5 protein-coding genes are annotated in these 5,428 nt (G+C 67.3%); 2 read left to right on the plus strand and 3 right to left on the minus strand.

Annotated features, from left to right (window positions below; translation table 11 throughout):
* The 3 genes from Q0Q47_RS30820 to Q0Q47_RS30830 all read right to left on the minus strand — a co-directional run.
* Positions 1–943, minus strand: a 943-nt coding sequence (locus Q0Q47_RS30820) for an amidase (RefSeq protein ID WP_293868976.1), incomplete at its 3' end; no start/stop codon positions are given.
* Positions 944–1,007: 64 nt separating this feature from the next.
* Positions 1,008–2,090, minus strand: coding sequence for an ABC transporter ATP-binding protein (locus Q0Q47_RS30825; RefSeq protein WP_293868978.1), 1,083 nt, complete (start codon positions 2,088–2,090; stop codon positions 1,008–1,010).
* Positions 2,087–3,112 carry an extracellular solute-binding protein gene (locus tag Q0Q47_RS30830; protein WP_293868980.1) on the minus strand — a complete coding sequence of 342 codons (1,026 nt, stop codon included), beginning with the start codon at positions 3,110–3,112 and terminating at the stop codon, positions 2,087–2,089. The genes Q0Q47_RS30825 and Q0Q47_RS30830 overlap by 4 nt, the downstream gene beginning before the upstream one ends.
* Before the next feature lie 189 nt (positions 3,113–3,301).
* On the opposite strand from Q0Q47_RS30830, the gene Q0Q47_RS30835 reads away from it, so the two are divergent.
* Together Q0Q47_RS30835 and Q0Q47_RS30840 are read left to right on the plus strand one after the other, a co-directional pair.
* On the plus strand, positions 3,302–4,366 hold the full coding sequence (locus Q0Q47_RS30835; protein ID WP_293868982.1) for an ABC transporter substrate-binding protein: 1,065 nt from the start codon (positions 3,302–3,304) through the stop codon (positions 4,364–4,366).
* 69 nt (positions 4,367–4,435) lie between these two features.
* Entirely contained in the window at positions 4,436–5,419 is a 984-nt protein-coding gene (locus tag Q0Q47_RS30840; RefSeq protein WP_293868983.1) for an ABC transporter ATP-binding protein, read from the plus strand.
* The last annotated feature ends 9 nt before the right edge of the window (positions 5,420–5,428 follow it).

Here is a 5,428-nt window from a genome sequence, read left to right on the forward strand (position 1 = left end):
GGTTCTTCAGGATGTCGGCGAAGCGTTCGATCTGGTTGGCGCGCAGGATGATGCGCGCGACATCAAGCTTCCAGTCGATCTCGCGACCGTCCATCTCCTTGATCTTCGCGCCCTGCTTGTCGAGGAGGGCGAGCGCTGCATCGAGGCGGGCCTCGGTGTCGGGATCGAGGTAGCCGCCGGTCATGCGGCGGATCACGGTGATGCGCTTGCCGGCGATCGGATGCCCACCGGATTTGTCAGGCCAGGCGAAGGGTTCGCGACCGATGGCCAGGGTCCATGGGTCGTTGGGATGGCTGCCCGACATCGAGGCGAGGCCGGCGCCGAGATCGGTCGGATGGCGCGCCATCACGCCGAGATAGGTGAGCTGGCCGAACTGGTCCGGCGGCACCTCGTGCGGCACGCGGCCCAGGGTCGCCTTCAGACCGTAGACGCCGCAGCAGGCCGCGGGAATGCGGCCCGAGCCCGCGCCGTCGGTCGACATGGCGATCGGGCCGAGGCCCAGGGCCACCGAGACGGCGGCACCGCCGCTCGACCCGCCGCTCGTGTGCTCGCGATTCCACGGGTTGCGCGTGATCCCGTGCAGCGGGCTGTCGGTCAGCACCTTGTGCCCGAACTCCGGCGTCGTCGTCTTGGCGAACAGGACGGCATCGGCCGCGCGCCATTGGGCGATGGCCTCGGCATCCATCGACGGCACGTTGTCCTTCATAGTGATCGAGGCGAAGGCCGTGCGCAGGCCCTTGGTCAGGATCAGGTCCTTGGCGGAGACGGGCACGCCGGCCAGCGCGCCGAAGGAGCCGCCGCCCTTGCGTCGCGCATCGAGCGCATCGGCGGCGGCGCGTGCCCCTTCGGCATCGAGCGTCGCGATCGGGTTGAAGGGCTCGGCCTTCTTCGTGCGCTCCAGCACGCCCTCGACGATGTCGCGCGCGGCGACCTTGCCGGACATGAAGGCTTTGACATGAGCTGCGACGGTGCGGCCGGCGAAATCCTGAGCAGGCATGATCGTTCTTTCAGGTTGAGGCGAAGAGCGTGAATGTGTCGTACGGGACCGAGAGGTGCGCCGTCTTTCCTTCGGCGAGTTCCGCAACGTGCGGCGTGTCGGCCATGGAGAGCGCCGTGAGGGGACCCAGCGGCGTGTCGAGCACGGCTTTCACGGTGGGGCCGAGACGATGCAGCGCCGATACGCGGCCTTCGAGCGACAGCGTGCCCGCTTGTGTCGTCAGCCGCACCGACTCGGGTCGGCAGGCGAGCTGGCAGGCGCGGCCGGCCGACGCGGCGCCGACGACGGCTGAGCGGGGAACGGAGATCGCCTGCCCCGCGACGGAGACCGAGACCGTTGTGGCATCAACCGCCTCGATGCGGCCGTCCAGCATGTTGATGTCTCCCACGAACCGCGCGACGAAGGGCGAGGCGGGGCGGCGGTAGATCTCGCCCGGCGTGCCAACCTGCCGGACGTGCCCGCCCTCCATCACGACGATCGTATCGGAAAGCATCGTCGCCTCTTCCTGGTCGTGGGTGACGAACACGAAGGTCGTGGCGAGCTGACGCTGGATCGACTTGAGCTCGACCTGGAGCTGGCGGCGAAGCTGCAGGTCGAGCGCGCTCAGCGGCTCGTCGAGCAGCAGGATTGCCGGCTCCAGCGCCAGCGACCGCGCCAGCGCCACGCGTTGCTTCTGGCCGCCGGAGAGCTGGCCGATGCGCCGGCGCTCGAAGCCGGCGAGGCCCACCAGACCGAGGAACTTCGAGACGCGGGCCGAAATCTCGGACGCCGCCGTGCCGCGGATCCGCATGCCGTAGGCCACGTTCTCGAAGACGTCGAGATGCGGGAAGAGCGCCAGGTTCTGGAACACCATGCCGAGCGGGCGCCGCCGCGGCGGCACGCCCTGCATGGGCGCGCCGTCGATGGCGATGGTGCCGCGGCTGGGTTCGAGGAAGCCCGCGATCAAGCGCAGCAGGGTGGTCTTGCCGCATCCGGAGGGGCCGAGCAGGGTGACGAAGCTGCCACCCTCGATCGAAAGATTCACCTCGTGCAGCACCGTCGCGGTGCCGAACGCCTTGCCGACACCGTCGATCGAGATCGAACCCCGGCTCACTGCTTGACGCCGGACATCAGCTTCTCGGCGCGGTCGACCCGCGCCTCGTTGTGCTCGACGACGATGCGCCAGTCGGGCGAGTAGAGCGACTTCACGATCTCGTCGTAGGGCTGGCCAAGCGTCTTCTGCAGATCCTCGGGCAGCTTGACCTTGGCGTTCATCGGCAGCCAGCCGTCGAGCAGGGCCGCGCGCAGCTGCGGCTCGGCGCCGGCGATGTAGTTCATCCAGACCAGCGACTTGTCCTGGTTCTTGGCGCCCTTCGGCACCACCACGACGTAGGGCAGCATCAGCGCACCCTCTTTGGGAATCACGATGCCGACATTGGCGGCGCCCTGGCGGCGCAGTGCCCAGACGCGCGACGCGTAGAACGGCACCGCGGCAACCTCGCCGCGCGTCAGCAGCGTGTTCATGTGAGCGAGCGAGGTGTAGGTCGCGAGCACGTTCGGCACGATCTTCTCGAGCAGCTTGAAGCCCGGATCGATGTCCTTCTCGCTGCCGCCCATCGCCTTGGCCATGATGACGGCGTCGTAGGGCGCGAGATAGACCGGCCGGGTCAGAGACAGCTTGCCCTTCCACTTCGGATCGGCGAGCCCCTGCCAGGAGGCGAAGTCCTGGGCCTTGGCGAGGTCGGTGTTGTAGGCGATCCCGTAGTAGGTGAAGTAGACCGGCAGGCCGACGTGGCGGCCGGCCTTGTCCTTGGTCAGGAACTTCGGATCGACGTCGGAGATTCCCGGAAGCTGCTTGTCGTCGAAGCTTTCGATCAGGCCGGCATTGGACAGCGCGATCGCCTCGAAGTAGGTGACCAGCGCCAGGCTGTACTGTCCGGCGGCCGCGGGAGAGCGCAGCGCGCCGGCCGGGTTCGGCACCTCGACCATCTTGATGGTGGAGCCGTTGCCGGGGTTGAACTGCTTGATGAAGGCCTCGCGCCAGGTGTTGGCGCCGCCCCCGCCCCACACCGCCATGGTGAGCTCCTGGGCAGACGCGACACCCGTGCTCGCACAGGCCAGGACCGCGCTGCACATCAACGCCTTCAATCGGTTCATCATCGCTGGCCCCCACCGTTGTTGCTTGGCAGCGACGTTAGACGCCTCCTGCAGTAGTCGAGAAATTCATTCGTCCCGTCTGGTCATTCCAGAAGGTTATGGTGTTCGGTATTGCTCCATGCAGATACCGCTTCTACAGTCCCGAGGGGATCACGGAGGGGAAACGCCATGGACTTGAAGCGCCTGCATCGCCGCCACGCTCTCTCGCTGCTGGGAGGCGCCGCCGCGGTCGGCGCCGCCGGGCCCGCCTTCGCACAGGCCGAGCCGGCGAAGCCCGCCCAACTCGTGGTCAACCATTCCGGTGGCTCGATGGGCTCGGCCATGCGCAAGGCTTTCTTCAACGGCTTCGAGAAGAAGTACGGGATCAAGGTCGTCGAGACGAGCCCGGTCGACTTCGGCAAGCTGCGCGCGATGGTCGACTCGGGCAATGTGGAGTGGGATCTCACCGAGATCGGCGGCCAGGACGCGATCCGCGCCAGCAAGGCCAACCTGCTGGAGAAGATCGATCCGAAGGTCGTCGACCGCTCCAAGTATCCGGCGACGGCGCAGAATCCCTACGTCTTCGCCTCGTCGGTCTACACGACCATCATCGGTTACCGGAACGACGTCTTCAAGAACGGCAGCCATCCCAAGAGCTGGGCAGACTGGTGGGACGTGAAGAAGTTCCCGGGCGCGCGCTCGATGCGCAACCATCCGACCGACAATCTCGAATTCGCGCTGATCGCCGACGGCGTGCCGAAGGACAAGATCTATCCGATCGACTTCGACCGCGCCTTCAAGAAGCTCGACCAGATCAAGCCGCATATCACCGTCTGGTGGTCGACCGGCCAGCAGCCCGCCCAGCTGCTGCTCGACAAGGAAGTGGTGCTGGCCACCGGCTGGAACGGCCGTTTCTACGACATCATCAAGAAGGGCGCGCCGGTCGGCATCGAATGGAACGAGGGAGCCCTGAAGCAGGGCAGCTTCGCCATCCCGCGCGGCGCCAAGAGCCCGTACTGGGCCAACAAGATGCTGGCCGAGCTCGCGATACCGCAGCAGCAGGCGGTCTATGCCTCGGAGCTCGGCTATCCCGGCCTCAACCTCGAATCGCTGAACTTCGTCGATCCGAAGGTGAAGCCGTTCCTGCCGACCGCCTATCTCGACCAGCAGTTCTGGGTGAGCGACCAGTGGTATGCCGAGAACGGCACCAAGGCGGCGGAACTGTGGAACGCCTGGATGCTGAAGAAGGGCTGACCTCTCTTGAGTGCCAGCGGGGGATCGGCCGACCTTCTCATCGAGGGTGTGGCCAGACGTTTCGGAGAGGTGGTCGCGCTCGATCACGTCTCCCTGCAGGTGGCCCAGGGGGAGCTTCTGACCATCCTGGGGCCCAGCGGCTCGGGGAAGACGACCCTGCTCAAGGTCGTTGCGGGCTTCGAGACGCCCGACGCCGGCCGCGTGACGGTGGGCGGCGCCGACATCACCGCGCTGCCGCCGGCCCGGCGGGACATCGGCATGGTGTTCCAGAACTATGCCCTGTTCCCGCATCTCAGCGTCGCGGCCAACGTCGCCTTCCCGCTGGAGATGCGCAACGTCGCGAAGCCGGAGATCGAGCGGCGCGTCGCCGAGGCCCTGGCGATGGTCGAGCTCAAAGGTTACGAGGCGCGCCTGCCGCGGCAGCTTTCCGGCGGCCAGCAGCAGCGCGTGGCCCTCGCGCGCGCCATCGTGTTCAACCCGCGGCTCCTGCTGCTGGACGAGCCCTTCGGGGCGCTGGACCGCAAGCTCCGGGAGACGATGCAGCTCGAGGTGCGCCGCCTGCAGCGCCGTCTCGGCCTCACCACCATCTTCATCACCCACGACCAGGAGGAGGCGCTGGTCCTGTCCGACCGGATCGCGGTGATGAGCAGGGGCACGATCCAGCAGATTGCCACGACGACCGAGATCTACGAGCGGCCGGCCAACGATTTCGTCGCCGACTTCGTGGGCGAGAGCAACATCTTCCACGGGACGATGAGCGCGCCGGGCACGGTTACGCTCGACGGCGGCCGCGTCCTGCAGGTGCGCAGCGACAGGCCAGCCGGAAGCAAGGTCGGCGTGCTGATGCGCCCCGAGCGATTCGCCCCGTCGGGCGCCAACGCCTTCGCCGGCGAGGTGATCGAGTCGGTCTATCTCGGCACGTCGTTCAAGCTGCGCCTCGCCTGCGAGGGCGGCCTCGAGCTGCTGGTGCGCCAGCCCGCACGCGGCGCGCTGCCCGCCGCTGGCGCGCGCATGACCGTCGGCATCGAGCCTGAGTCGATCCATGTGTTCTGAGTTCGGAGG

Origin of the sequence: uncultured Alsobacter sp. (assembly GCF_945952055.1) — a bacterium.
Classification (GTDB): Bacteria; Pseudomonadota; Alphaproteobacteria; order Rhizobiales; family Beijerinckiaceae; genus Alsobacter.